Origin of the sequence: Paenibacillus mesotrionivorans, assembly GCF_046098205.1 — a bacterium.
GTDB classification, from domain to species: Bacteria; Bacillota; Bacilli; order Paenibacillales; family NBRC-103111; genus Paenibacillus_AR; species Paenibacillus_AR mesotrionivorans.
On record NZ_JBJURJ010000020.1, the window covers coordinates 20,639 to 44,690 of the forward strand.

General features: G+C 56.8%; 18 protein-coding genes. 15 read left to right on the forward strand and 3 right to left on the reverse strand.

The window, feature by feature from the left end:
- Window positions 1-48 precede the first annotated feature (48 nt).
- The 15 genes from ACI1P1_RS25155 to ACI1P1_RS25225 all read left to right on the forward strand — a co-directional run bounded on the left by ACI1P1_RS25155 (window position 49) and on the right by ACI1P1_RS25225 (window position 20,308).
- Window positions 49-1,065: a response regulator gene (locus ACI1P1_RS25155; protein WP_416219243.1), complete on the forward strand. Its 1,017-nt coding sequence runs from the start codon at window positions 49-51 to the stop codon at window positions 1,063-1,065.
- On the forward strand, window positions 1,062-2,936 hold the full coding sequence (locus tag ACI1P1_RS25160; RefSeq protein WP_416219244.1) for a cache domain-containing sensor histidine kinase: 1,875 nt from the start codon (window positions 1,062-1,064) through the stop codon (window positions 2,934-2,936). Before ACI1P1_RS25155 ends, ACI1P1_RS25160 begins: the two co-directional genes overlap by 4 nt.
- Window positions 2,905-4,710 (forward strand): alpha-L-fucosidase, encoded by a 1,806-nt coding sequence (locus ACI1P1_RS25165; protein ID WP_416219246.1) that lies wholly within the window; start codon window positions 2,905-2,907, stop codon window positions 4,708-4,710. The genes ACI1P1_RS25160 and ACI1P1_RS25165 overlap by 32 nt, the downstream gene beginning before the upstream one ends.
- A 153-nt stretch (window positions 4,711-4,863) precedes the next feature.
- Entirely contained in the window at window positions 4,864-5,820 is a 957-nt protein-coding gene (locus ACI1P1_RS25170; RefSeq protein WP_416219247.1) for an ABC transporter permease, read from the forward strand.
- Between the two features lie 18 nt (window positions 5,821-5,838).
- Window positions 5,839-6,708 (forward strand): carbohydrate ABC transporter permease, encoded by an 870-nt coding sequence (locus ACI1P1_RS25175; protein ID WP_416219248.1) that lies wholly within the window; start codon window positions 5,839-5,841, stop codon window positions 6,706-6,708.
- A gap of 91 nt (window positions 6,709-6,799) precedes the next feature.
- Window positions 6,800-8,005: a glucuronate isomerase gene (locus tag ACI1P1_RS25180; RefSeq protein WP_416219249.1), complete on the forward strand. Its 1,206-nt coding sequence runs from the start codon at window positions 6,800-6,802 to the stop codon at window positions 8,003-8,005.
- Between the two features lie 841 nt (window positions 8,006-8,846).
- Entirely contained in the window at window positions 8,847-11,177 is a 2,331-nt protein-coding gene (locus tag ACI1P1_RS25185; RefSeq protein WP_416219250.1) for a hypothetical protein, read from the forward strand.
- 120 nt (window positions 11,178-11,297) lie between these two features.
- Complete coding sequence (locus ACI1P1_RS25190) at window positions 11,298-13,040, forward strand: methyl-accepting chemotaxis protein (RefSeq protein WP_416219251.1); 1,743 nt, start codon at window positions 11,298-11,300, stop codon at window positions 13,038-13,040.
- Window positions 13,041-13,249: 209 nt separating this feature from the next.
- Window positions 13,250-13,471, forward strand: coding sequence for an MMPL family transporter (locus tag ACI1P1_RS25195; protein WP_416219323.1), 222 nt, complete (start codon window positions 13,250-13,252; stop codon window positions 13,469-13,471).
- Window positions 13,468-14,223 (forward strand): SDR family oxidoreductase, encoded by a 756-nt coding sequence (locus ACI1P1_RS25200; RefSeq protein WP_416219252.1) that lies wholly within the window; start codon window positions 13,468-13,470, stop codon window positions 14,221-14,223. Before ACI1P1_RS25195 ends, ACI1P1_RS25200 begins: the two co-directional genes overlap by 4 nt.
- A 156-nt stretch (window positions 14,224-14,379) precedes the next feature.
- Complete coding sequence (locus ACI1P1_RS25205) at window positions 14,380-15,576, forward strand: sensor histidine kinase (protein WP_416219253.1); 1,197 nt, start codon at window positions 14,380-14,382, stop codon at window positions 15,574-15,576.
- Window positions 15,573-16,229: a response regulator gene (locus ACI1P1_RS25210; protein ID WP_416219254.1), complete on the forward strand. Its 657-nt coding sequence runs from the start codon at window positions 15,573-15,575 to the stop codon at window positions 16,227-16,229. The genes ACI1P1_RS25205 and ACI1P1_RS25210 overlap by 4 nt, the downstream gene beginning before the upstream one ends.
- 147 nt (window positions 16,230-16,376) lie before the next feature.
- The gene (locus tag ACI1P1_RS25215; RefSeq protein WP_416219255.1) at window positions 16,377-17,645 is read left to right on the forward strand and encodes a DNA polymerase IV; all 1,269 of its coding nucleotides are present in this window, start codon (window positions 16,377-16,379) and stop codon (window positions 17,643-17,645) included.
- Window positions 17,646-17,680: 35 nt separating this feature from the next.
- Complete coding sequence (locus ACI1P1_RS25220; RefSeq protein WP_416219256.1) at window positions 17,681-18,112, forward strand: hypothetical protein; 432 nt, start codon at window positions 17,681-17,683, stop codon at window positions 18,110-18,112.
- 126 nt (window positions 18,113-18,238) lie between these two features.
- Window positions 18,239-20,308, forward strand: a complete 2,070-nt coding sequence (locus tag ACI1P1_RS25225) for a beta-galactosidase (protein WP_416219257.1) — start codon at window positions 18,239-18,241, stop codon at window positions 20,306-20,308.
- Window positions 20,309-20,446: 138 nt separating this feature from the next.
- On the opposite strand, the gene ACI1P1_RS25230 is transcribed toward ACI1P1_RS25225, so the two are convergent.
- Genes ACI1P1_RS25230 through ACI1P1_RS25240 form a run of 3 tightly spaced genes read right to left on the reverse strand, consistent with a single transcriptional unit; the run spans window position 20,447 to window position 23,862 of the window.
- Window positions 20,447-21,928 (reverse strand): ABC transporter substrate-binding protein, encoded by a 1,482-nt coding sequence (locus ACI1P1_RS25230; RefSeq protein ID WP_416219258.1) that lies wholly within the window; start codon window positions 21,926-21,928, stop codon window positions 20,447-20,449.
- Between the two features lie 37 nt (window positions 21,929-21,965).
- Window positions 21,966-22,871, reverse strand: a complete 906-nt coding sequence (locus ACI1P1_RS25235; protein ID WP_416219259.1) for a carbohydrate ABC transporter permease — start codon at window positions 22,869-22,871, stop codon at window positions 21,966-21,968.
- A gap of 22 nt (window positions 22,872-22,893) precedes the next feature.
- Window positions 22,894-23,862, reverse strand: a complete 969-nt coding sequence (locus ACI1P1_RS25240; RefSeq protein WP_416219260.1) for an ABC transporter permease — start codon at window positions 23,860-23,862, stop codon at window positions 22,894-22,896.
- Window positions 23,863-24,052: the final 190 nt, after the last annotated feature.

Below are 24,052 nucleotides of genomic sequence, written 5' to 3' on the forward strand. Positions count from 1 at the left end.
AGTAGCACGGAACAACAAGAGTGGAACGAAAGGTGGCGGCTGTGGCATATGAGACTGCTGGTTGTAGATGATGAGCCGGTCATCCGGAACGGATTGAAGAAGATGGCGCTGGATTACCCGCGGCGGCTGGAGTCGGCGGATACGGCCGGCAACGGGCTGGAGGCCCTGGCGAAGATTGAGGAGTCCGAGCCGGATATTCTCCTGACGGATATCCGCATGCCCCGTATGGACGGGCTGGAGCTGTGCAGACAGGTTCATGAGCGTTATCCCCATATTATGAAAATTGTCATTTCGGGCTACAGCGATTTCGATTATGCCCAGAAATGTATGGATTACGGAGTCAAGCATTATCTCCTGAAACCGGTTACGCCCCCCGATCTCCATGAGGTGCTGGACAAGCTGGTCCATTCTGGCGCCCCCGGTTTTATTCCGGCTTCCCGTTATCTGGGCTGGATCGGACGGCTGGAGGAGGCGGTCTGGTCCCTGCAGGAGGAGGAGATCGGCAGGCTGGCGGAGGAGTGGAGGGAGCACGGCGCCGGGCTGTCTGTCCAGCAGTTGAAGGAGCTGCTGGAGGACGTGCTTGCCCAGTTGGAGCGCAACTTCCGGGAGAAGAGCCGGCCTGTGCCCTCCGGGTTGGCTGCCCCTCTGGGCGGCCATTCCCGGCAGGAGTTTTTTACGGAGCTGGAGGACCGCTTGAAGGCTTGCATGACGGGGCTTCTGGCCCAAAGACGGGGCAATTTCAAGGACCCCATGGAGGAGGCCAAGGCTTACATCGACAGCCACTTGTCCCTGGAGATCTCCCTGAAGGAGGTAGCGGATATGGTAGGGATTACACCCACCTATTTCAGCGCTCTTTTCAAAAAAATCACCAACGAAACCTTCATCAGCTACCGTATCCACCGGAGAATGGAAAAGGCGCGGGAGCTATTGGCGGTGCCCCATATGAGGACGGTGGATATCGCCGCGGAGGTGGGATATGACGATTATCCCCATTTCACCAAAACCTTCAAGAAAATATACGGCCAATCCCCATCCGAATACAGGGCCTCCCTGGGGATCAAATGAGAAATCTAAGCCTGTACCAGAAGCTGTTCCTCTCGTATCTGGTGGTGATTCTGCTTTCCCTGGGCGGTGTGGGCATCTTCACGTACCGGGCCTCCTCCGGGCAGCTGTCCCAATTGGTGGAAAGACAGCTCTCCCAGATTGTGGGCAATGCGGTGCATCACACGGATTTATATATCCGCTCCTATGAGCGGTCCATGGTTTCTTTTTTGAACAGCAATAACGTGAAGCGTTTCATCGATCTGCCGGCCGGGGAGAACGGTTATCCCTTCTACGAGCTGCGCAAGAATATCCGGGAGCTCAGCATTGACCCCGCCTTTGTCCGCAATCCCGAAATCTCCGCCATAACGCTCCTCAGCTTCAGCGGCAATGCCCTGTATTTTTTTAACGGGAATAACGGGGAGTCCTTCAACGGTGAGCAGGTTGCCAAACAGCTGGAATTCTATAAAAACGCCACGGATAAGGGCGGCAATCTGAACGTGCTGAACCATAGTATTCTGGAGGACCAGCAAAACCAGATGCTGACTCTGGTCCGCCGGATCCGAGGGTTGGCCTCCTCCGAGCCCCAGGGCATTCTGGCTATTGAGCTGCGGGCCGCCGAGCTGTCCAGTCTGTGGAAGGGCATTGACCTGGGCCGCAACGGTTATTTTTTCATTACGGATGAAGGCGGAAACTATGTGTATCATCCGGATGCGGGGCTGATCGGCCAAAGCCTGCCGGAGCCGGTGCGCCATCAGGTGCTGGAGGCCGGGGAAAAGGTGTTTATGTCCGGGAAGGGCAAGGACGCCCGGATGTATATGAGCCGGCATTCCGCTTACGGCAATTGGCGCCTTGTGGTCTCCACGTCTCTGGAGGAGGCCCGCAGTCCAGTGGACGTCATCCGTTGGACGGCCATTGTGGTGGGCTGCTTCACACTGATTCTGGCTTTGTGGCTGGCCTACAGCTATACCAAAGCCATTACCGGTCCTATCCGGATGCTCAAAAAGGCGATGCAGCAGACGGAAAAGGGCAATTGGGCCACTATTCCCCTGCCGGACTACCGGGATGAAATTGTAGAGCTGATGAGCCGCTACAACCTAATGGTTAACCGGCTGTCGGAGCTGGTCCGGGAGGTATATGAAGCGGAGCTTCGCGATCAGGAAAGCCGCATGGAGCGGCAGAAGGCGGAGCTGCAATCCTTGCAGCTGCAGATCAATCCCCATTTTTTGTATAACACGCTGGAGACGATTGTCTGTTATGCCGCCATCCGCAATTCCAAGGAAATTTTCGAGATCGTTAAGGCCATGTCCTATATGCTGCGGTATTCCGTCCAGGTGAATGTGGAGGAAATTACGGTAGCCAATGAGCTGAAGCATGTGCTGCATTATCTGGTGGTGCTCCAGCACCGGATCGGGCGGGAGTTCGAGGCGGATGTGGCAATTCATCCGGATTATCTCCTGCGGAGTATGGTCCGCCTGACCATGCAGCCGCTGGTGGAAAATGCCTTCCATCATGCCTTCCCCGACGGGGTGGAGGATTACCATACTATCCGGATTGATGCAGGGGAGGAAAACGGCATATTCTGGGTCAGCGTGGAGGATAACGGCGTAGGTATCGGGGAGGAGAAGCTCCGGGAGCTCCGGGAGCAGCTGGGGGCCAACCGGCTGGCGGACCGTGATGATGCGGGCAAGGAGGGCGTCGGCGGCATCGGCATACTGAATGTGCACCGGCGGATCCAGATGGTCTTCGGTGAGGCATACGGACTGCGGATTGAAAGCGAGCTGGACATAGGAACCAAGATGATTATGATCATGCCCGCCACGGGTATGCCCCAAAACGGGGATAAAGACGGGAGGAAGGATCTTGGAGCACAAAGAGGATTTGATGGACAATGAAGGACATTCGGAGGCCGCCGGGGGTACGGCGGTTTCCGGAGCCGGGCATGATGCCAGAATGGCCTGGTGGCGGGAGGCGCGGGTAGGTTTGTTTATCCATTGGGGCCTCTATTCCATTCCGGGAGGCATCTGGAAGGGGGAGGAGATCAAAGCTACCTACGCGGAGCATCTGATGCTGCGGGCCCGCATTCCGGTTGGTGAATACGGGAAGCTGGCGGAGGAGCTGACGGCGGAGCGGTTTGACGCGGCAGAATGGGCCGCCCTGGCCAAACGGGCCGGGCTGAAGTACCTGATTTTCACCGCTAAGCATCATGAGGGCTTCTCCATGTACGACACGGCGCTGTCCGATTACAAGATTACCCGCCGCACCCCTTTCGGAAGAGACCCGCTGGCGGAGCTGGCGGAGGCCTGCCGGGAGGAGGACGTGAAGCTATGCGTCTATTACTCCCATGCCATGGACTGGTATCACCCGGATTCCCAAGGGAATACCTGGGATTACCCAGGCAATATCGGGGCTTATGACGAGGTAGAGGATTGGATCGGAGATGAGGACAAACGCAGCCGGTATGAGCATTATCTGCAGTCCTTTGCTCTGCCTCAGGTCAAGGAGATTTTGGAAAAATATGGAGATATCGGCCTGATGTGGTTTGACTGCGGCCACAAGCTGACGGAGGAGCAGGGTGCGGCTTTCGTGCGGCAGGTCCGGGAGGTCCAGCCGGATTGTCTGGTGAACCGCAGAGTGTGGCGGGAGCCCTTCGGCGACTACGGCAACACCTCGGATAACCAGCCGTATGTCCGTGTGCCCCGGGAGGATTGGGAATCCATCAATACCCTGAATGATTCCTGGGGCTACAAGGTGATGGATACCAATTGGAAAACGGCTGATGAGGTGCTCCGGCAAATGGCGGATGTGCTTAGCCAAAACGGCAATTTTGTGATTAATGTGGGACCCATGGGCAACGGCGCTTTCGATCCTATGTCCATTAAGCTCCTGGAGGAAATCGGCGGGTGGATGGAGCAAAATGGCGAGGCGGTGTACGGAACCGTGGCAAGTCCCATCGGTAAACCTGCTTGGGGGCGCTGTACCCGAAAAGGGAGCACCCTGTATCTGTATATGTTCGACTGGCCGGAGGACGGCAGGCTGATTGTGCCCGGGCTCCGCAACCGGGTCTGCCATGCTTATGTTTTGTCCGATCCCGGACGGGCGGAGCTGACGGTAACCCGCCTTGGTTCGGATGATATCTCCATCCTGCTGCCTTCCCGTCCTGCGGAGGCCCTGCTGCCGGTGGTGGCGGTGGAGCTGATTGGTGAGCCGGACGCCAATCCGGTGCGTCTGCTCCAGCCCGGGGCACATCCGGCGGTGTTCGGCGCCTTCGATGCGGAGATTATCGGGCCGTTTCTCCGTTATGACACGGGGAAAAAGGACCATGACAATCTGATCAACTGGCGGCATCCGGAGGATGAAGCCGGATGGGTTTTCCGCACGCTGGAGGGGGGGACCTACACCGTGTCGGTTGTGTACAGCGCAGACATGGCGTTTTCCGGCGGTTTTGCCTTGTCTATTGAGGAGCGGGGCTCCGGCAGGCCGTTTGCCGCCTTGACGGGTGGCCCGGTGCGGTCAACGGGGGGCTGGGCCCGGTTTGAAGCCCTTCTTTTGGGGCAGGTGACGCTTCCCGCCGGCGGCGAGTTTCTGATGCGGCTGCATGCTGTTGAGGCAGAAGCGGAGCAGCCTGTCGTATGTGTGAAGCAGATGGTTTTGGAGCGGCGGCAGTAAATTGCCGCTTCCCGGAAGGCAGCGCAGAGGCGCTGCCTTTTTTGCATCATAAAAAAACACATCTGCCCCGGAAGGAATCACATGGATGCCTGAAACCTCCGGCCTTATGATAAAGAGGACAATCATTATGAGATTTTGAGAGGAGAGAAAGGCATGGCTTCCAAAACAGAGACAGCCGGACAACCGGTATACCGGTTCGCCAGTTCACGCGCCAAATGGGGGTTTATCAAGAAACATATGGCGTTGTATCTGATATCCATTCCGGGTTTGGTGTACTTTCTGATTTTCAAGTACATCCCCATGGGTGGCTCCATGATCGCCTTCCAGAACTACAATATTTTTAAGGGGATTACCAACAGCCCCTGGGTAGGTCTGGAGCATTTCCAGCGGATGTTCGCGTATCCGGAGTTTATGAATATTTTGAAGAACACGCTGCTGCTGGGTTTCTATGATCTGGTAATCGCGTTTCCCGTCCCCATCGTGCTGGCGCTGCTGCTGTCGGAGATCCGCTCCACCGGCTTCAAGCGGGTGGTGCAGACGGTGGTGTATATGCCCCACTTCCTGTCCTGGGTTATCGTCGGCGGCATTCTGATCGGGCTGCTGTCGCCGTCCACCGGCGTGGTGAACCACATTCTGGGCTGGTTCAATATGGAGCCGATTTATTTCCTGGGAGAAAACAGCTACATCCGCACCATTCTCATCAGCTCGGGCATCTGGAAGGACAGCGGCTGGGGAACGATTATTTATTTGGCTGCCATTGCCGGGATTAACCCGGACCTGTACGAAGCGGCAGAGATTGACGGCGCAGGGCGGTTCCGCCAGGTGATGTCCATTACGATTCCCGCCATTGTCCCCACCATCGTGATTCTGTTCCTGCTGCATATCGGCCGGTTTATGGATTTTGGCTTCGAGCGTGTGTTTGTATTCCTGAATCCGCTGAACAGCCAAAACGGCGAAATTCTGGACACCTACGTATACCGGGCAGGTTTGATTGACCGCCAGTACAGCTATACCACGGCCATCGGCTTGTTCAAATCCCTTGTCGGTCTTCTCTTGATCGGAACCGGCAACGCTCTGAGCAAACGGACCACCGGGGAAAGCCTGTACTAAGAGAGGAGAGAAAACAACATGATTACGACCAAAGGCCAACGTATTTTTCAAATCTGCAATGCGGTATTTCTCACCATCATCGGCTTGACCATGGTGCTTCCCATTCTGCACGTTATTGCCCAATCCTTCAGCGATGCGGCGGCCATCAACAGCGGCAGCGTCGGCATCTGGCCCAGCGGCTTCACCTGGGAAAACTATCACATGGTCCTGAAGGACAAAACCATGTGGGTGTCCTTTCGCAACAGTGTGGTGATTACTCTGTTCGGCACGCTGATCAATCTGGCGGCCACAGCAAGTTTAGCATATCCCTTGTCCCGGCCGGAGTATCTGTACCGCAAGCCTGCACTGGTGCTGGTGCTGTTGACGATGATTTTCCATGCACCGCTGATTCCCAACTATCTGCTGCTGAAAAATCTCCATATGCTGAACACCCTGTGGGTGCTGATGATTCCGGGGGCGATCAGCGCCTATAACCTGTTCGTAATGCGCTCCTTCTTCGTGAATCTGCCTGGCGAGCTGCTGGATTCCGCCCGGATTGACGGCTGCGGGGAAACCCGGATGATCTGGAGCATTGTGCTGCCGCTGTCCAAGCCGGTTATGGCCACTATGGGCATCATGTATGCGGTGGGCAACTGGAATATGTACTCGCAAGCCATTTATTACATCAACAAACGCTCTCTGATTCCGCTTCAGGTGCGGCTGCGGGAAATTGTCATTACGGACAATATGGGCTCGGCGGATATTGCCTCCGAGCTGCTTCAAACCATTTCCCCCGAGGGGCTGAAAATGGCGGTTATCGTCATTGCGACCCTTCCCATTATGCTGGTGTACCCGTTCCTGCAGAAGCATTTCATTAAAGGGATGATGGTGGGTTCGATTAAATCCTGATGGATGGCGGATGGCATGACGGATGGAGCTCGGATGGTTAGCGATCATACGATGACTTTCACAACGGATGGCATAGCGGGAGGGACTGGATATGGCGCTAATGGGGAGTTTGCTGGAGAGATTGGCTGCCCGCCTGGAGCCTATGGAGGTGCTGGACACCCACACCCATCTGGTGGGAGACCGGCTTGGCGCTGCGGACTTTTGGGAGTTGGCCCATTATTTCTGGCTGTTCCGGGAGCTGCAGGCGGCCGGTTATCCCGCCCATGCGGAGGAATTGCCGGTGGAGGCGCGGGCAGAAGCCTTTATTGAAGCTCATCGGGCTTCCCGGCACACGATGATGAACAAGGCCCTCACCGTTATGCTCCGGGATTTGTACGGCATCGCACTGACAGATGATGCGGCCTCGGTGCTGGAGGCCGATGCGGTGGTGCGGGAATGCTCCCTCAAGCCGGGCTGGGCCCAGCAGGTAGCAGACCGTACCGGTGTCCGCCGGTACGTGGTAAACCACCCGGAGCATGCCCGGTTCGAGGGGATGCGGGAGGACGCCCTGCTGCTCCCGAGAATCGACGGCCGGCTGTCCTGTTGGGTGAATGAGCTGCTGCGCAGCGCGAACCGGAGCGCGACATACGAGCGGATAGCCGGTGAGCTGGAGTCACTGCTCAGCGGCTACCGGAAGATGGGCTGCCCGGGCATTATGACCACATTGCCGGGATTTGAAGCCGCCACCGGCAAGGAGTACCCGCTGGAAGGGGCAAACCGGGATGAATTGGTGGCGGTGATGCTCCATGCCATTTGCGGTACAGCATACCGGCATGAGCTGCTGGTCCAGCTGTTTGCAGGGGTGGAGCGGAGCTGGTGCAGCCAGCCCCTGCCTGTGAATGATCCCCGGCGGATTCTGAAGCTGGCGGGATTGTTCGACCGCTACGATAGCCCCTTCGAGCTGGTGGTGGCTTCGGAGCTGAACAATCTGGATGTGGTGCAGGCAGCCTGGACCTATCCCCATGTCCATACGGGTGGCATGTGGTGGTTCAACTTCCGGACCTCCACATATAAGCAGGTGATGCAGTATCGGCTGGAGGCGCTGCCAACCTTGAAGTCCTCGCTGGTGGCCTCCGATTCCCGCTGCATCGAGTGGACTTACGGCAAAATCTGGCTTGTCAAACGGGCGTTGACGGAATTTTTGGCGGAGCGTGTTGCAGCTGGCTGGCTGGAAGAGGCGGAAGCGGCGGCTGTAGCCCATGATTGGCTTTATGCCAGCGCAGCCCGCCGGTACGGTGTGGAGGAGAAGCGCTTCTAAGCGTCATCCGGGCGGGCTTGAAGTGCCGCCTGATGTTCCGCTGCCGGTTCCCGCCGCACCTTCTGTCAGAGAGGCTCCTCAAACCGGCTTTGCCGATTACGAGGCTTCCCTAACACATCCAGCCTGCGGCTCGGACCATGTTATTTGAGGGTAGCAGAAGGGAACTTTCCCTTATTCGGGGGTCAGGCGGGGAAAAGCTGCGATAAGGGAAGGGGAATTTCCGCTATTGCTGCTTTTTGCCGCCTTTCCCTCCGGTTTATCTGGAAATAGAGGAGGGCTGGCTTCCGTTATCTGCCCCCGCTAGGCCTTCTCAGACTAATAGGGGAAAGGAAGCTTCCCTTATCAAGCCACCGGGAATGCCAATTCAGCAGCCTAACAGCAACCTATGCTGCGTTATCGCCACACCGAGAGCCGGTGAAATTCACCGAAGGCCCTCAGGGGCAATACGATTTCTGGATAACGGAAGCTTACTTTCCGTTATTGTACCTGCAGGATGGCGGGCAGGCGGAATAGCGGAAGCACTTTTCCGCTATTGGGGTTTAGCGCCCGGGTAATGAGGACCGGACAGGGCTATAGCGGAAGATTGCTTCCGTTATAGCCCTTGCTCGTCCGGTCAGGCAACATATAGCGGAAATTCGTTTCCGCTATTGCCATTACCCTTCGGCTACGCAGCGGCCCTATCCGACATGCAGTGTCCATACCGGTACGCAGCCCCTATCGGACATGCAGTGTCGATATCGGAAGTCCTCTTCCGTTATGGATGCCGCCTCAACCAGTCTCTTCATCACCAGAGTACCTATCCATTCCGAAAGTTGGCTTGAAAAAGGAAGGAGTGAGCACTATGCAGCATAGAGAGGGAAAAGAGGAGCAGCCGGAGAGCAGCCCCATACAGCTGCCCGCACCGCCGGAACTGGCCGGTGTGGAGGCGATTTACCTGACGGACGGGCAGGGCCGGGAATTACCGGCCAATGCCTCCATGGAGATGACATTGGGAGATGCCGGATTTTTGCAAATGAGAGGCAGGTTAACCGGGGGAGAGGAGGTCACGCTGGACCCGGGAGGGGTTGTGTTTGTCATCTGCTCGGATGCGGTGTGCATAAGCAAGGACGGGCAGGTGCTGGCCCTCCGCGCCGGTGCGGCCCGGCTCTATGCCGAGGCGGAGAAGCCGGAGGGCGGCAAGCTCCGCACCCCCGATTTATGGATCATAGTCCAAGACCCCGGGGAGTTCCGCAAGCCATGGTTGATCTGCCATACCTCGCTGGAGCATCCGGTAATGGACATGGACATCGGCCAGCCTGCTGTGTTGGCTCCCGGTGATTCCCTGCCAAACATCGTTATTGAACCATTGGTCAATATCATGGCTTCCGTCACGCTGCTGTGGGAAGGCACCCCTGCAGGCATAAACACCATCCCCTGCTCCGTTCCTTCCATGGAGCGGCGCAAGCTCCAGCTTCCGGGGCATACCCGTGCAGGGGAGAAGGGGGCATACGAGCTTCGCCTGACTCTAACCACAGAGGCAGGACAAACTTATAATGATTCCTATTATTTCACAGTAATGGACGAAGAAGATATGCCACCCGGTCAAAGCCGGATTGCCTTTATGAACCAACAAGGGAAGCTGCGCTGCGTTCCGGATTACCGGGGCAACCGGATCCTGGATTTCTCCGGCGCCGGTTACCGGGGAGGCGGCGTCCAGCTGCCTGATGTGCAGACTATGGCTGTGGTGGAGCCGGCTCCGGGAGACGCTACGGCCCGCATCCAGGCGGCTATTGACGCGGTATCGCAGCTGCCGGCTGATGCCATGGGGCTCCGGGGCGCCGTGCTGCTTCGGAAGGGCTTCTATGACATTGCCGGTACACTGCTGGTGCATACCGGAGGTGTGGTGCTCCGCGGCGAGGGAAGCCATGCCGAAGGCACGGTGCTGCGGGCAACCGGAGCGGTCCGCCGGAATGTGCTGGAGATCGGTTCGGGAGCGGGACCGGCCATTCTTCCCGGTACAGAGCAGGACATTACGGACCTGTACGTTCCCTGCGGAGCCCGGACCTTCCGGGTGGCCGACGCTTCCCAATATAAGGCGGGGGATACGGTGCTGGTGCGGCGGGTGGGCAATGAACGCTGGCTTCACGAAATCGGCATGGATGCCATCTACATGCGGCCCGGAACCGACGGCTCCTCCACCAGGCAGTGGGAGCCCTTTGATCTGGATTTTGACCGGGTGATTACGGCTGTTAACGGCTGCATCATTACCGTGGATGTGCCCATTGCCAATGCTATTGAGCGCAAATGGGGCGGCGGACGGCTGTACAAATATACAGACGGGGAACGGATAGAGCAGGCAGGTGTGGAGAATATGCGGGTGGTTTCGGATTATGACCCTGCAGTTCTCAGCACGGTGATGGATAACGGGCGGACCTACCCGTATTATGCGGATGAGGAGCATGCCGAACGGTTTGTGGTGTTCAACAGTGTCAAGAATGGCTGGGCCCGGGATTTGGCAGGTTTCCACCTGTCGTATGCGCTGGTGCAGCTGGGGCGGTTCAGCAAGTGGATTACGGTTCAGGACTGCTTTGTATCCGACATGGTCAGCATTGTGACCGGCGGGCGGCGGTACAGCATCTATGTGCAGGGCCAGCAGCACCTAATCCAGCGGATTTATGCGGAGACCGCCCGGCATGCCTTCATTTACGACAGCGCTGTGGCGGGTCCTAACGTGGTGTTGGAAAGTGAGTCCTTCCGGGATTACAACACCAGCGAGCCCCATCACCGGTGGTCTGTGGGAGGGTTATTCGATCATGTGAAGGCGCCCGTTTCCATCCGGGACCGGGGTTGGCTGGGGAGCGGGCATGGCTGGTCCGGGGCCAATTATGTAAACTGGAACACGGAAGGCAAGCTGACCAGCCAGCAGCCGCCTACCGCCCAGAATTATGTGATCGGCCATGTCGGACCCAAGGTGCCTCCGCTGCTGCCGAATGCGTATGATCCCCGCCCCCGCCGGGACGCCTATTGGGAAAATCACGGCCAACATGTGGCAGCGCCTGCCAGTCTGTACAAGCAGCAGTTGGAGGAACGGCTGGGTCCCGAGGCAGTAGCTAACCTGGCTAAATGTCCGTATGGGGAAGCGGCAGCGGCTGGGGCCAGTATTGTATCTGGGGACTGCCATCACCCCTGTTAGCAAGCATAAATGGAAAGGACTGTATGGGAAGAAAAGGGAGTGCAGATCGGCCCTAATATATTGGAATCGTTCTTCCGATATATTTCAGGCACCGTAATTGTATGTGGAGGCCTGATGACCATGACAAAATTGCTTTCCATTAGAGTCCGACTGATTCTGCTTCTTCTGATTCCCTCGCTTATGTACGTGCTCACCAGCGTTTACCTGCTGAATCAGAACAAAAACGATACCGGCAGCCTGTCCACCTCGCTTTATGAGGTAACCAATAAAAGCACCTCGCTGGTGCTGAATGCCGACCGGGATATGTATCAGGCCCTAACCGCCTATCAGCTTCTGGTCTCCGGCGCATTAAGCGCCGACGAACGCACCCGGGAGCTGGATGCGCTGCAGGAGAATATTGACCAGACCAATGACCGGATCAAGCAGGCAACCGAAATTATGACCAGTCATAACCTTCTGGGTGAGAGCCACAGCAGCACCAACCAGTCCGTGGAGCAAAATTTGGCCGGTTTTCATACCCAATTTGATCAATGGGCACAAACGGCAAGGAGCGTGGCTCAATCCGCCCGGCTCCAAAGCGGGGCTATCAATGACGCCAAACATATGGCGGTCTTCGAGGAAGGCCGGGGACGGCTGAATGAAATAGGTGAAATTCTCGACGATTATGCCCACACCAGTATAAACACCATCCGTACAAGTAATGAAGAGATGGCCCGTATGGTCTATATCTGCGTCGGGATTATCGTGGTTATTCTGCTGGTGGCGGGCCTGGGTGTAATCCGGCACATCATGACCACCATCCGCAGAATTGCCGCCGTCACCCGGAATGTAGCGGCAGGGGATCTCCGCCATGAAGCGAGAAGCCGGTATGCCCGCGACGAGCTGGGACAGATCAACCAATCGGTCGACGTGATGGCGGTCAAGATGAAGGAGCTTATCGGCGTTATTGCTACCAACACCCAGTTTGTGCAGGACGCGTCCACTGAATTGTCCAGCTCCTCTAAGGAATCCGCCGCCGCTGCGGAGCATGTCGCTGCCAACATCCAGGAAATGACAGAGGATGTGGAGACACAAACCAGAAGCAGTGTGGAAACCAGCAAGGTTGTGGAGGAAATGTCCGTAGGCATCCAGCGGGTGGCCGAAAATGCCAGCGTCATGGCCGAGCAATCCTCCCTGACCTCGCATCATGCCCAAACCGGTACCCAGCTCTTGGAGCAGCTTCAGCTGCAGATCGGCAATATCCTGGGGGCAGTAAACCAACTGTCGGACAGCGTGCTGGCCTTGTCCCGCAAGTCCGATCAGATCGGCGAGATTGCCGACAGCATCACCACCTTCGCCAACCAGACCAATCTGCTATCCCTGAATGCTTCCATTGAAGCTGCACGGGCCGGGGAGCACGGAAGAGGGTTCAGCGTCGTCGCCAACGAAATCCGCAAGCTGGCCAGCCAGTCCATTGAATCTGCCGACGGCATCAACGGGCTGATTCAGGAAACCCGCCAGGAGATCGGACGTGTCTCCCACGCCATGGGCACCACCAAGGATGAAGCGGGAGCAGGCTCCCGGATGATGCAGGAGGTTAGCGCCAGCTTCCAGACCATTCTGCAGTCCGTCCAGGAAATGGTGGAGCAAATCCACGAAACCTCCGCCATTGCCCAAGAGATGTCGGCCAGCTCCGAGGAAATATCCGCTACCATGGAAACCGCTGTTACCGGCTCCGGCCATATCCTGATGAAGTCCCAGGGTGTGGCGGCTGCAACTGAGGAGCAGCTGGCCATGATGGAGAACATCGCGGCCTCCTCCGAGGAACTGATGGCCGTGGTGAAGGTCCTGAACGATTCCGTTGCTTATTTCAAAACCGCCTAACCCGAACACCCGCATCGAAGCCTTGGCTTCCGGCGCGGGTTTTTTATTTGCCCTTTTGCCCCTTTTGCCCAAAAGGGCATGCCCTTCCGGACGTTATCCCATCTGAAGCCGCAGGTTATGATGGATAGCAGATAAGCAGATTTACACATACGGAGGGATAGGACAGATGGCTAACCCAATATCCGCTGCCTGTTCCGGTTGCGGGTCTCATTATGATCCCCGTGTTTGCCAGCTTCATCTTCGATGAGGATACCATCGTCAAGTCCATGGGACTGGCGCTGGCCTTCGGAGTGCTGTTCGTTGCCCTGATCGTACATCTGACCCTTGTCCCCGCCCTGCAATCAAAAGTCAATGATTGGGGTAGGTTAAGAGTGGAAGGTCTGGGAAAGGGAGCTTACGATTTTCGGACAAATCGGAGGGATCAAGGATGAAATTGGAGCATAAAACAGCGGTGGTTACAGGGGCCGCTTCAGGTATGGGCAGGGCCATTGCGGAATTGTTTGCGGCGCAGGGCGCCAAGGTGGTGGTGGCGGATCTGAATATGGAGAAGATCTCCGCTGTAGTGGACGGTATCCGGAATGCCGGAGGGAAGGCGGAGGGCGTGGTAGCGGATGTGACCAAGGAAGAGGATATCGCCCGGATGATCGATACAGCGGTCCAAACCTTCGGGAGTGTAGATATTCTCGTCAATAATGCGGGCATCATGGACGGCTTCCGGATGATTGAGTCGGTGGAGGATGAGCTGTGGGAAAAGGTCCTGGCCGTAAACCTGACCGGTCCCATGCGCGCCATCCGCAAGGCCATCCCTCTTATGCTGGCCCAAAAAAGCGGCGTCATTATTAATGTGGGCTCATCGGCAAGCATCACCGGCGGCAAGGGCGGAGTGGCATACACCTCCTCCAAACACGGACTGGCGGGTTTGACCAAAAACGTCGGCTTCATGTACGCCAAATCCGGCATCCGCTGCAATGCCATTGCTCCCGGGGCGGTCAAAACCAACATCGCCATTACCGATCCGGATATGGCGGGGCTGCAGATCTTCCAGGAAAGCTACGGCACCCAGCGGTCGGAGCCGACGGACCCCATGAACATTGCAGCGGTGGCCCTGTTTTTGGCCTCGGAGGATTCCAAGTTTGTCAACGGTGCGATTCTTGCAGCAGACGGCGGTTGGACGGCTTATTAAGCAGGATGGTAAGAACCGCTGCAGATATTGTGGGACAGCCGCTCTATAGGGAGCGGCTGTTTTCGTGGGGGGCCGGCCCCTTCCGAAGGGAATTCCGGCAAGCTCTTTTCCCGAGAGGAGGAAGGGCCTTATAATGGGAGAAGGAGGGACGATCCTTTGAATAAAAAAACTCCGGGCCTGGACACCATCCACGACCTGTTCGCCACCAGACTTCCGATATTGATTTGGGTATCCATGGTTTATGTGGGGACGGTGATCCTGCAATTTCTGAATGAACCCCTGATCTTGCAGGCTTGTGTGTTTACCGGCTTGTTTACGGTTCATGTTTTGCTGCATTGGAATGTATACCGGGTCACCGCAAAACAATACTGGTTTTATTTTTCTATCCAGGCTGTGCTGATCTATCTGTGCGCCATTCTGATGCCGGGAGGCTACCAGGTGGTGCTCATCGGGCTCCTTCCGGTGATGATTGCCCAGAGTCTGGGCTTTTCCTTCCGGCTCAAGCGTATTCTGTTTGTTTCCGTCATCAGCCTTTTCCTGTTTTTTGATGCGGCCTTGACCATCCATGATACAGGTGAGCTGATCGTGTTTTTACCGCTTTTTGCGTTGATGCTGATTATCGTCATTGCGTACGGGATCTTATTCTTCCGCCAGGTCCAGGAGCGGCTGCGCATCCAGAGCTTCCTGCATGAGCTCGAGGAGGCCCATTCCAAGGTGGAGGAGCTGACCTTGTCCAATGAGCGGCAGCGGATGGCCCGGGATCTCCACGACACGCTGGCGCAGGGAGTGGCGGGGATGATCATGCAGCTGGAGGCTGCGGATGCCCACATGACCCAGGGGAACGGGGAGCGGGCCCAGGGGATTGTCAGACAAGCCCAGCAGCAGGCGCGGCGGACCTTGGCCGAAGCGCGGAGAGCGATTGATGACCTGCGGCGCAAATCCGGCCCCGATCTGGATTTTCGGGAAGCGGTGGCGGAGGAAGTGCGCCATTTCCGTGAGGCTACCGGAATTCCGGTCGAAGCGGAGGTGAAGCTCACACGGCCAATATCCGGACTTGTGATGGAGCACAGCCTGCATATGGTGAGGGAGGGCTTCACCAATATCGCCCGGCATGCCAGGGCCAGTGAGGTCCGGCTTGGGCTGTCCGACCGGAACGGTGTGCTGCAGATAGAAATTACGGACAACGGCAAAGGCTTTCAGGCGGCGGATATCGGCAAGGACGCAGGCCACTACGGTCTTCTGGGCATACGGGAGCGGGCCAGGCTGATGGGCGGGGACATGACGGTGTCCAGCACAGGAAAAGGAACGGCGATGCAGGTCACCATACCATTGGATGAAAGTGAGAAACCATGAGCCAGTACAATATAATGATTGTGGATGACCATTTGGTGGTCAGGGAAGGCTTGAAGCTGATTTTGGAAACGGGGGAGCAGTTCCGGATTGCCGGTGAGGCGGAGAATGGCCAGCAGGCCCTGGACCTGGTGGAAGCTGTTAACCCGGATGTGATCCTGATGGATCTGAACATGCCGGTGATGTCCGGCCTGCAGGCGATGGAGGAGCTGAAACGGAGGAATAACCCCACCCCGGTCATTATCCTCACCACCTACAACGAGGATGAGCTGATGATCAAGGGTTTGGCGCTGGGGGCCAAAGGGTACCTGCTGAAGGATACCGGCCGTGAAAATCTGTTCCGGAATATCGAATCGGCAGTACGCGGCGAAACGCTGCTGTCGGCGGATATTATGGAGCGTGTCATGAATGCCCGGATGCAGCAGCAGGAGGCGGCCAAACCCGCCGCGTCCGGCGCGGGACCCCTCAGCGAGCGGGAAACTTACATTCTTCAATGTGTGGCCCGGGGGTTTAAAAGCAAGGAAATCGCCTATGAGCTGGGGATTGCCGAACGGACGGTCAAGGCCCATCTGACCAGCATTTACAACAAGCTGGGGGTGGATTCCCGGCCGCAGGCGGTAGCCCTGGCCCTCGAGCGGGGAATCTTACAGAATTAGACTGGAAGCAGCCTGCCGCGGGCTGCTTTTTTTCATGGCTTCATTTTCCTCTTGCACACGAATGTGCGTTCGTGTATATAATAAGAACATATATTCTCTATCCGAAGCAGAAGCCGCATTGCGGAAATTGGGGAGGCGAACATCATTGTGCAGCAAGCAGCAGAAGACCGCACCATATTCCTCATTGACGCCCAATCCTTCTATGCCAGCGTGGAAAAGACGGGAAGGCCCGAGCTGGCCGGCTGCCCGGTAGCCATCGGCGATCCCGAGCGCCCGTCAGGGATTATTCTGGCCGCATGTCCTGTCGCCAAGAAGAAGGGGGTGACCACGGCGGAGCGGATCAACCAGGCCCGGAGCAAATGCCCGGAGCTGGTGGTGATCCGTCCCCGGATGCACCGGTACATCCAGGTATCCCTATTGCTCACCGGGATTTTCGAATGCTACACGGATCAGGTGGAGCCGTATTCCATCGACGAGCAGTTTCTCGACGTAACGGGCTCCTTGGCCCTGTTCGGCTCCGCCGAGTCCTTGGCCCGGGAGATTCAAACCCGCATCCTGCTGTCTACAGGCGTGTGGTGCCGGGTGGGCATCGGCCCGACGAAGATCCTGGCCAAGATGGCCACGGACAACTTCGCCAAGCGCAACCCCGAAGGGCTGTTCCGGCTGGATGCCGCCAATCTGGAGGAGGCGCTGTGGCCCCTGCCGGTCCACCATATGTTTATGACCGCCTCCCGGATGACACGGCATTTTATGAGGATGGGCCTTCCTTTGATCGGGGATATCGCCCGGTTGGAGCTGGCGGACTTCAAACGCCGGCTGCGCAGCGAAATGGGCAAACAAAGCGACATCCAGGCGGAGTATTATTGGCAGACGGCCCGGGGCATCGATCCGAGCCCTGTGGTGCCCAGCATCCGCAAGCCGCTGAAGGGCATCAGCCACGGCAAGGCACTGCGGGCCAGCCTGTATAAGAACCGCGAGGATATCGAGGTGGTGCTGCTGGAGCTGGTTGTGGAGGTGTGCCGCAGAGCCCGGCAGCATGGGCAGATGGGGCGGGTCATTGCGGTTGGCGCGGTGGAAACGGACGGGGAGCGCAGCGGCGGCTTCCAACGGCAGATGACACTGCCCCAGCCCACCTCGCTGACCCATGAGACGGCGGAGGCGGTGCTGGCGCTGTTCCGGCGGCATTGGGGCGGTTTGCCGGTGACCAGGCTCATGGTGATGCTCATGGACCTGTCGCCGGATGATACGGATCAATTGACGCTGTTCGCCGACCGCACCCGCCTGTACCGTCTGGAGCGGACGCTGGACACCATTAAGGACCAATACGGCAGCGCCGCCATTGTGCGGGCCTCCTCCTTCCTGGACAGTGGAGTAGCCAAGGAGCGGGCGGAGCAGATCGGGGGTCATTACCGATGAGCCGGCTGGACGGAAATGAAAGGTGGAATTCGAAAATGCTGTTGACCGAGCATCAGGAGCAGTATGACCGGCGCCATGAGCCGGCGGGGACCCGGCCTACCGCTGAGGAGTTCACCCTTGTGCGGGATTCGGTGGTGCTGAAGAACATGCAGATTATGGTGGAGCGCAGCCTGGAGGAGATCGGCCTGTCCTCCCACCTCTTCAAGAAGCTGTACACCGCCGTCACCCAGCTGGTGCTGAACCGGATCAGCCGGGAGCTGTATGCGCTGCAGCGGGAGATGAAGAAGCGGAACCTGAGGATGACCACCGACGAGCAGGCGGATAACGTGCTGTATTACCGCTTCATCTGCAGAGGCTACGAGGACCGCTTCGGAATCATGCGGGAGGCCCTGCGGGCGGAGATCAGCGTCCGGCTGGGCGCTATGGTAACGGAGCTTTTGTCGGAGCTTAAACAGAAGGCGGATTGAAGGACAGTTATTCGCCAAAATCATAGCCGGCCCTTAATGGATCGCTCCAATCGACAGTGGTTCTTCCGCTGCCGCTCCCCTTACACTGAAGGTGTTAACATGCAACCTGAAGGGAGATAAGGGAGGATGGACAAGAAGCATGATTTGCTCCGCTTTAAGCCGGCGGTCCTTCTGCACGGTGCCGACTATAATCCTGAGCAGTGGCTGGATGAACCGGAGGTGCTGCAGGAGGATATCCGGCTCATGTGCCAGGCGTCCTGCAATGTGATGGCCGTGGGCATCTTCGCCTGGGCGGCACTGGAGCGGGAGGAGGGTGTTTTCACCTTCGGCTGGCTGGATGAGACCCTGGACCGGCTGGCGGCAGGCGGTCTGAAGGTTTGGCTGGCCACCCCCAGCGGGGCCAGACCCCCCTGGCTCGCGGCCCACTATCCCGAGGTGATGCGGGTGGGCCCGGACCGGGTGCGCCGTTTATTCGGCATACGCCACAACCATTGCTACACCTCACCGGTATACCGGCAAAAGGTTACGGAGATCAACGGACGGCTGGCGGAGCGTTATGCCCGGCATCCGGCGGTCTTGGGCTGGCATGTTTCCAACGAATACGGCGGGGAATGCCACTGCACTCTGTGTCAGGATGAGTTCCGCCTTTGGCTGCAGAACCGCTACGGCTCTTTGGATGCTCTCAACAAAGCATGGTGGACTGCCTTCTGGTCCCGCACCTACACGGATTGGCATCAGATCGAATCTCCGGCTCCCCACGGCGAGCACATCCTGCACGGGATGAATCTGGATTGGCGGCGGTTTGTTACCGACCGTACCGTGGATTTCTGCCTCCACGAAATGGCACCGCTGCGCAGGGCCAATCCGGAGCTGCCTGTCACCACCAATATGATGGGGCTGTATGACGGTCTGGATTACCGCCGGTTTGTACCGCATTTGGACGTTCTCTCCTGGGACTCCTATCCCGCCTGGCACGAAAAAATGGATGACAGTGAAGCGGCGCTGGCTGTTTCCTTCCAGCATGACCTGTTCCGTTCCATGAAGGGCAGGCCTTTTGTGCTCATGGAAAGCACCCCCAGCACCACCAACTGGCAGCCCGCAAGCAAGCTCAAGCGGCCGGGCTTGCACCGTTTGTCTTCCCTTCAAGCAGTCGCCCACGGCGCTGATGCGGTGCAATATTTCCAGTGGCGGAAAAGCCGGGGCGCCAGCGAGAAATTCCACGGCGCTGTTGTGGACCATGCCGGCCGCGAGGACACCCGTGTGTTTCGCGAGGTGGCGGAGCTGGGTGCGGCGCTGAAGCGTCTGGCGGCAGTGACAGGGTCCGGTACGGAGGCGAAAGCTGCCATTCTGTTCGATTGGGACAATAAGTGGGCGGTGGAGAATGCCCAGGGGCCCCGCAATGGCGGCTTGCATTACGAGGAGACCCTGTATGCCCACTACCGTCCGTTCTGGCAGCATGGAGTTGCCGTGGATGTGGCGGGAGCCGGCTCCGATTTCTCCGCTTACCGGCTGGTTGTGGCCCCTATGATCTATCTGTGCCGGGAAGAAACAGCCGCGAAGCTGGAGCGCTTCGTGGAATCGGGGGGCATCCTGGTAGTCACCTATTGGTCCGGCATCGTTGGGGAATCCGACCTGTGCCACACGGGAGGGTTTCCCGGTCCTCTGCGGAGGCTCCTCGGTATATGGGCGGAGGAGATCGACGGGCTGCAGGATGGGGAGACCAATAGGATTTCACTGCTGGACGGCAACGGACTTGGACTTTCCGGGGAATACGCCTGCTCCGAGCTGTGCGAGCGGATCCACCCGGAAGGGGCGGAGACGCTGGCCGTCTATAAGGAGGATTTCTATGCGGGCATGCCGGCGCTGACGGTGAACCTGCGGGGACAAGGCAAGGCGTATTATCTGGCGGCCCGTATGGAGGCGGCTTTCCATGAAGCATTTTATGCCTCGCTGATCAATAACGCAGGACTGCGCCGCGCCACAGGCACCCGTCTGCCGGATGGCGTCACCGCCCAGATACGCGTCAACGGGCCCGAGGAATATGTATTCCTGCTGAACTTCAACAAGGAGCAGCTGCAGGTGATGCTGGCAGGCCCTGCCTGCCGCGACGCCGAGACGGGTATGGCGGTGGAGGAGGGAACGCTCTGGCTGGACGGCTATGGGGCCCGGGTCCTCAGCCGGGCCAGATGCCTCTAAGGGAACTGAGAGACCCCTACCGGGGAAAAAACGGCTGGCTCCCGCGGTAACGGAAGCCAAAACACCCCCAACCATATCCAGGTTGGGGGTTCGTTTGCAACGGTCAAAGGCGGCGTGGGTTTGGTTCTATAAGGCACATCACTTCAAGCTTTGCGCCTTCAGCCAGGTATCCAGCTGCTTCTGCTGCTCGGCAATGAACTTATCGATGCCCGCGTTTTTCTGGGCTTCGATATACTTGGGCAAATAGACGTTGGGGTCGACGGAGCCGGACTGCAGTGCCTTGGCAAATTCCTGGGTTACTGCGGTCAGGTTGGCCATTTCGGTTTTGACGGGCTCGTTATTGAATTTATAGCCGAAAACCGGCGGGCGTTTGGCGGACATGTTCAGCTCCTGTGTTTTGGTCCAGGTGTCGGGAGCCTGCCCTTCCTTCAGGTAGCTGATCAGGGAATTGCCCATAACCCACGCTTCCGCACTATAGCCGCTTTTCTCGATTTTTTTGATCGTATTCTGACCGACCACTTGATAATGCTTTCCTTCGATTCCGTAGGAGAGCATGTTCATCAGCGCCGGATCGGTATTGACCAGCTCCAGTAATTGAAGCGCTTTCTCAGGATGCTTGGATTTGCGGTTGATGGCCGTCATGGTGTCCAATACACCGGTAAATTCCGGTTCGGATATGCGGACATAGACCACTTCGTTGTTGCCGAATTTGGCGAACTCCTCCACTTCCCCGCCGGGTTTCATCACCGTATCCCAGCCTACGGCTACCTTTCCGGTCTTACGCAAATCCGGCAGGGTGGTCAATGTGGCATCATCGGTATAAATATACCCCTTCTCGTACCAGCGGCGCTGGCGTTCGATGAACGATTTGTATTCCGGTGATTCCACGGTATTGACGATCTTGTAATTGGGGTCATTGACGCGGAAGCCTTCCCGTGCAAACCCCCACAGCTTGCCGTAATCGAACATGTTGGTGGAACCGGCAATGGGGATAATGCCCGGCTCATTGGCCTTGATGATTTCCAGCACCGGCTCAATGTCGGCCTGCGTTTTAATTTTGGAGACATCGATCTTGTATTTGTCAATAAACCGTTTCTGTATGATAAAACCCTCCGCTTTGGCGGCAACCTGATAGTTGGGAACGGCCCATATCTTGCCTGCCAACATGGTATCCGTCCAGGCCAGCTCAGGCATGGCCGCTTTAAGCTTAGGTGTTTTCTCCAGAAGCGTATCCAGATCCAGATAAGCCCCTTTCAGCACACGGTTGGTATAATCACCGCCGCCCCATCTTGCCGTCCACGCCAGGTCGAAGCTTTCGCCTGCAGCCAGCATGGTGTTCATTTTCTGGCCATAGGCCGACTCGATAATGGGCATCAGCTTGACCGTGGCGTTGATCTTCGGCTGGATATAGGCATTGACGGCGTTCTGTACGGCCGGAAGATCGGTAGGCATTTCATAAACGATGTAGTACCAGGTAAGCTCTACCGGCTTTTCCTCCACTTTGGTTGATGAGGCGGGAGAGGGGCTGCTGCTGTTTTCCTGGGTACAAGCGGTGGCAGCCAGCATCACAGCCAGGCAGAGCATGATGGTGCGGATCATTGCAAAACTCCATTTTTTCATCTGATGACCTCCCTTAGGGAATCGGTGCTTTGTTTGGTCAGCCCTTCAAGGAGCCGACGGTTAACCCTTGCACGAAATAACGCTGGAACATCGGGAAGATAAACATCATCGGTCCGACAGCGAGAATGGCCATGGCCATGCGGGCAGACAAGGTCGGGAAATTGCTGGTGTCCACATCGACGAAACGGACAAAGTCGCTGTTGGAGGTCAAGTAATTGATATTCTCCATCATACGTACCAGCAGAAGCTGAATGGGGACGAGCTTTTCATTATTGATGTAGAGGAGCGCCGGAAACCAGGAATTCCAATACCCGAAGGATATGAACAGCCCGAGTGTGGCCAACGCCGGTGTGGACAGCGGCAGGATGATCCTGAAGAATATCCGCAGCTCTCGCGCTCCGTCTACCTTGGCCGACTCAATGATCTCCGGAGGCAGCTTGACCAGGAAGCCGCGCATAATGAGAATATTGAAGGGACTGACGAGAGTAGGGACAATCAGCACCCAGATGGTGTCGCTGAGATGCAGGTATTGCGTAATCAGAATATACGAGGGTACCAGACCGCCATTAAACAGCATGGTAAAAAAGATAAAGAAGGTGGCGTACGGGCCATATGCAAAATTGCGGCGGGAGATCACGTAGCCCAGCATAGCTGTAATCAAAAGAGCCAGGACGGTACCGCAAACGGTAACAAAGGCTGTAACTCCATAAGCCCGCAGCAAAACCAGCGGAGACTCGAAAATATAGCTGTAAGCCTTGGTTGTAAACACCTTGGGAATAAAGCTGTACCCAAACTCTGTAATGGCGGTTTCCTCTGTGAAGGAAACGGCAATAACAAGCAGCAGCGGAGCAATCATGCAGATAGCCAGTGCGATGAACAGCGCGTGAATCAGGAATTCTACCGGTTTGAAGGATTTTTTGGGATGACCGGCGGATGTGTTCACAGGTATCCTCCTTTCTGGAAGTTTACCAAAGCGAATTTTCATCATTGATTTTGCGGACGACGGAGTTGGCTGCCACTACCAGCACCAGTCCTACAAAGGATTGGAACAGTCCTACTGCGGAGGACATGCCGATATCGCCCAGATCAATTAACGCCCGGTAAACATACGTATCGATGATATCGGTGGTGGAGAAGGTAAGCCCGGAATTCTGCGGGATGAAATAATGAAGCCCGAAATCACCTCGGAAGATATTGCCGATGGACAAAATAATCAGCACCGCGATTAAGGAGGAAATCATCGGAATCGTAATGCGCGTCGCCATTTGCCACCTGCTGGCCCCGTCCATGCGGGCGGCCTCATAATACTCCTGATTAATCCCGACAATTCCGGCGAAATACACCAGAGTGGAAAACCCGATGTTTTTCCATAGCTGCACCACATTCAGAATATAGGGCCATACCTTGGCCTCCAGATACCACTTATGCTGGGCAATTCCGAACACATCCAGAGCGCGGTTTAAGAATCCCAGCTGGTGGTCCAAAAAGGCATAGGTCAAATAGCTGACGACGACCCATGACAGAAAATAAGGGATGAAGAGAGGCGTCTGGTAAACCTTCAGCCATTTCTTTCCGATCTCATTGAGCAGAATGGCCAACGCCAGTGCAGAGAAGGTCGTCAGGATCAAATAGCCGGATTCATACAGCAGGGTATTTCTCGTAATCCGCCAGGCATGGTTGGACACGAAGAAAAACTCGAAGTTTTTGAGGCCGACCCATTGGCTTCCCCAAATTCCCAGATCGTAGCGGAAATCCTTAAAGGCAATAACAACCCCGAACATGGGCAGATACGCAAAGATAAAAAGCAGGAGCCCGCCCGGCAGAAACAAGAGCAGCAGCTCGGCGTTTTGCTTGATCCGGGTCCAATGGGATTTCTTCTTAACCAGAGCCTTTTTCCTGATCAGGGATTTCTTCTTGAATATCAATTCGGGCATGATAAAGTAATCACCTCCTGTCCGTTGCATGTTCCGCTTTACACACCGATCATGTCATAGGGCTGCCGCCCGAAGCTACTGTGATTACCGCCAATCGGTTGTTATGCGACTATGTAATTTGCGACTCGCTGCACTTCCGAAAAAAATCGCCCTGGTCTCTCCTTCACGGGGAGGATCAAAGCGATGGTTC

Bases quoted from the DNA above. Each gene is read 5' to 3' on its own strand.
- ACI1P1_RS25180 (WP_416219249.1), top strand. From the start codon at position 6,800: ATGGCGCTAATGGGGAGTTTGCTGGAGAGATTGGCTGCCCGCCTGGAG.
- ACI1P1_RS25175 (WP_416219248.1), top strand. From the start codon at position 5,839: ATGATTACGACCAAAGGCCAACGTATTTTTCAAATCTGCAATGCGGTA.
- ACI1P1_RS25200 (WP_416219252.1), top strand. From the start codon at position 13,468: ATGAAATTGGAGCATAAAACAGCGGTGGTTACAGGGGCCGCTTCAGGT.
- ACI1P1_RS25220 (WP_416219256.1), top strand. From the start codon at position 17,681: ATGCTGTTGACCGAGCATCAGGAGCAGTATGACCGGCGCCATGAGCCG.
- ACI1P1_RS25160 (WP_416219244.1), top strand. From the start codon at position 1,062: ATGAGAAATCTAAGCCTGTACCAGAAGCTGTTCCTCTCGTATCTGGTG.
- ACI1P1_RS25210 (WP_416219254.1), top strand. From the start codon at position 15,573: ATGAGCCAGTACAATATAATGATTGTGGATGACCATTTGGTGGTCAGG.
- ACI1P1_RS25190 (WP_416219251.1), top strand. From the start codon at position 11,298: ATGACAAAATTGCTTTCCATTAGAGTCCGACTGATTCTGCTTCTTCTG.
- ACI1P1_RS25230 (WP_416219258.1), bottom strand. From the start codon at position 21,928: ATGAAAAAATGGAGTTTTGCAATGATCCGCACCATCATGCTCTGCCTG.
- ACI1P1_RS25155 (WP_416219243.1), top strand. From the start codon at position 49: ATGAGACTGCTGGTTGTAGATGATGAGCCGGTCATCCGGAACGGATTG.
- ACI1P1_RS25185 (WP_416219250.1), top strand. From the start codon at position 8,847: ATGCAGCATAGAGAGGGAAAAGAGGAGCAGCCGGAGAGCAGCCCCATA.
- ACI1P1_RS25240 (WP_416219260.1), bottom strand. From the start codon at position 23,862: ATGCCCGAATTGATATTCAAGAAGAAATCCCTGATCAGGAAAAAGGCT.
- ACI1P1_RS25225 (WP_416219257.1), top strand. From the start codon at position 18,239: ATGGACAAGAAGCATGATTTGCTCCGCTTTAAGCCGGCGGTCCTTCTG.
- ACI1P1_RS25170 (WP_416219247.1), top strand. From the start codon at position 4,864: ATGGCTTCCAAAACAGAGACAGCCGGACAACCGGTATACCGGTTCGCC.